Here is a 3,160-nt window from a genome sequence, read left to right on the forward strand (position 1 = left end):
CCGGCTCGTCGTCCAGGGCGTCGCCCAGGGCGACCGTGAGATCCGGGTCGTCATGACGGTCGATCCCGGCAACCTCCAGACCCGCACGTCGGGTCCGTCGGACCTGACCCGGCCGGTCATGACTCTCTCCGTCGAGTACGTCGGCGACCCGCGAACCGGCCAGTTGTCGCGGGAGTCCAACTCGCTCGACGACGTCAAGGGCATCGACTCCGAACCCGAGAAGTCGGGTCTCATCTGGCCCAAGATGGACGAGGACGCCCCCGCCACCAGCGAGCTGCTCAACGGGTGGACGGCGCCCACCAGCGCGACGATCCTGCTCAGCGGCTACCGCCCCAGGTTCGTCGTCATCACGGCCAAGCGAGCGGTCGACGCCGACGTCACCGCCGAGCAGTACGTCCTGGGCAACAGCCCCAACGGCCAGATCACCAAGGACGTCGTCGAGGACCTCAACGAGGTCAGCACGACCTACACGACCCGGACCAAGACCGGCGCCCTGGCGCGCGCGACCTACGTCCTGTCGGCACGCGGCAACTACACCGTGCTGTTCTACGAGCCGCCGACGAACTGATCCAGGTGCTCGACCGCATGGGTCACCATGGGGAGCACCGGAGCGGTCGCTGAGCCGATCTCGTCGATCGGGACCCAGCGGACCAGGTCGGTCGTGCCGTCGACATCGACGACGTGTGGCTCGATCGTCACGTCGACCTCGACCGCGTACAGCAGATGGACACCGTGGTAGTCCTCGTACTGGTCGCCTCGGCCCACCTCGACGATGTGCACGTGGTGGACGTCGACGAGGCGAGTCGTGATCGCCTCGAGGCCGGCTTCCTCGTAGAGCTCCCGGCGTACGGTGTCGTGCGGCGACTCGCCGTGGTCCACTCCGCCACCGGGCAGCGTCCAGGCGCCGGCGGGATATCCGATGGGCGAGATGCGGGTCAGCAACAGGCGGTCCCGGTCGACCACGACGGCGTACGCACCCAGTCGCTGGGTGCGGAACGGGTCGACCACGCGTGCTCCCCACTGATTCGTCACAGTGCACGTTCAGACAGTGCTTATAGAGTCAATCACAATGAGCGCCCTCGAACCGTTGCCCGTCACCACGTCTCCGGCCAAGGAGCGCGTGGCATATCTCGACAACGCCCGCTACTGGGTCATGCTCCTGGTGGTGATCGGCCACTCCCTCACGCAGTTCACCGACATGGACTCGGCGCGCGGGGTCTACGTGTGGATCTACTCGTTCCACATGCCGTTCTTCATCCTGATCTCGGGCTACACCGCCCGGCGCTACATGGGCGACGCCCGCCAGGTACGCCGGATCGTGAGCACGCTGGTCGTGCCGTACCTGCTGGTCGAGACCACGATGCAGCTGATCACCCGGCACTACATCGGCGAGCCCGACCCGCTCATGATCCTGTCGCCGCAGTGGCTCGCCTGGTTCATGGCGGCACTGTTCGTGTGGCGCCTCACGACCCCGATCTGGCGGGCGCTGAAATACCCCATCACGACCTCGATCGTGATCTCGCTGCTGGTCGGGTTGATCGAGGTCCCCAACGTCCTGGCGCTGCCCAAGATCCTCGGCTTCCTGCCGTTCTACGTCGTCGGGCTGCACATGAGCCGCGAACGCTTCGAGCGACTCACCACCCCGCGCATCCGTGCCGCGTCCGTCGTGGTGCTCGGCTCGGCGCTGCTGATCTGTTACGTCTACTCCAAGAACTGGACGACCGACTGGTTGCTGTGGAAGCAGCGCTACGACGAGAACCCGCTCAAGGCCACCGCGATCGAGGGCATCACCCAACGTGCCGAGCTGCTGGTGATCGGCTTCCTGCTGACCTTCGCCGCCCTGTCACTCGTTCCGCGCCGGCGCTCGTGGACCACGGCGTTCGGCGGGCGTACGTTCTACTGCTACCTGATCCACGGCTACATCATCCTGTACCTCCAATACCAGTTCGAGGTCTTCGACCGCATCGACAAGTTCGGCGTCGGCGCGGTGATCGGCTGCACCCTGGTCGCCGTCGTGGTGTCCAACCTCCTGATGACCAAGCCGATCGCCACGGTGTTCCGGCCGATCTTCGAGCCCAAGCTGACCTGGCTCTTCCGCCGGACCGAAGACCCGCGGAGCCCCAAGCAGCCAGGTGACCCCTCCGTCATGACGAGCAACGCCAAGCCGACGAACCGGTGACACGCCACGCAACCCGCGGCGTCGCGCTGCTCGCCCTGCTCCTCGCCGCGGGATGCTCGACGTCGAGCCCCGACGTCGGGCCCCCATCCACCAACGAGCCGGCACCCTCGTCCACGCGTACTGCCAAAGCCTCGGCACCACTCCTGGTCACGACCGGGTGCGCGGACCTCATCGTCCTGGCGCTGCGCGGGGCGGGCCAGGCCGCGGACAAGAACCACGGCGCCGGCCAGGAGATCCTCGCGTCCGTACGTGCGATGTCCGCCGACCTGCATCGGAAGTCCGAGACGACGATTCGGCTCGAGGGCATCCCCTACCGTGCGGAGGCCGCGCCCACCAGCGACTTCCACCGGGGCAACGTCGAGGACGGCATGGCCCGGACCCGGGACCGCATCGCCGAGCTCGCCCGGCGATGCCCGGACAGCCGGGTCGCCCTCGTGGGCTTCAGCCAGGGCGCGCAGGTCGTGCACGAGCTCGCCGCCGACCTTCCGGCCGAGTCGGCCAGGCGGATCGCGCTGGTCGCGCTGATCGCCGACCCGATCCGCGACCCATCGGACGCGATCGCCTCGTGGACGTACGGGAAGGCGGCACCGGGACCCGGCAAGTTCGGGGCCGGCGCCGCTGTCGACTTCGCCTTGCGGGACCGGACGATCACGTTCTGCACCGCGGGTGACGAGATCTGCAACTGGCCGCCCGGTGGCTACGACGGGCCCCTGTCCGACACCCATCGACACTTCTACGAGACCTCGGCCCATGCCCGGTCCACGGGCCGCCAGATGGCCGACCTGCTGCGCAGGAGCGGGCTGTAGGCAACGCAGAAGCCCCCGGCCGATGGCCGGGGGCTGCTGGTTGGTGCTGAGCTACTTCTCGTACGACGTGAAGTCGAAGTCATCCAGCTGCACCGGAGCGGAGTCCGGGGCGCCGAAGCCGTAGTCGTAGTCGCCGTAGCCGGTGACGGCGTAGGCGGCCTGACGGGCCTCTTCG

The 3,160-nt window shown here is 67.8% G+C and carries 4 protein-coding genes; 3 read left to right on the plus strand and 1 reads right to left on the minus strand.

Annotated features, from left to right (window positions below; all coding sequences use genetic code 11):
- The coding region (locus V6M46_RS00245; RefSeq protein ID WP_332661670.1) for a hypothetical protein at positions 1-568 on the plus strand (568 nt) is incomplete at its 5' end.
- Here V6M46_RS00245 and V6M46_RS00250 read toward each other — a convergent pair.
- The gene (locus V6M46_RS00250; protein WP_332661671.1) at positions 547-1,008 is read right to left on the minus strand and encodes an NUDIX hydrolase; all 462 of its coding nucleotides are present in this window, start codon (positions 1,006-1,008) and stop codon (positions 547-549) included. The genes V6M46_RS00245 and V6M46_RS00250 overlap by 22 nt on opposite strands.
- 61 nt (positions 1,009-1,069) lie before the next feature.
- On the opposite strand from V6M46_RS00250, the gene V6M46_RS00255 reads away from it, so the two are divergent.
- Positions 1,070-2,179, plus strand: coding sequence for an acyltransferase family protein (locus V6M46_RS00255; protein ID WP_332661672.1), 1,110 nt, complete (start codon positions 1,070-1,072; stop codon positions 2,177-2,179).
- On the plus strand, positions 2,176-2,985 hold the full coding sequence (locus V6M46_RS00260; RefSeq protein ID WP_332661673.1) for a cutinase family protein: 810 nt from the start codon (positions 2,176-2,178) through the stop codon (positions 2,983-2,985). Before V6M46_RS00255 ends, V6M46_RS00260 begins: the two co-directional genes overlap by 4 nt.
- Positions 2,986-3,160: the final 175 nt, after the last annotated feature.

Source organism: Aeromicrobium sp., assembly GCF_036676885.1.
Lineage (GTDB): Bacteria > Actinomycetota > Actinomycetes > Propionibacteriales > Nocardioidaceae > Aeromicrobium.

Excerpts from the sequence above, each read along its gene's own strand:
- V6M46_RS00255 (WP_332661672.1), top strand. The coding sequence starts at position 1,070 with ATGAGCGCCCTCGAACCGTTGCCCGTCACCACGTCTCCGGCCAAGGAG.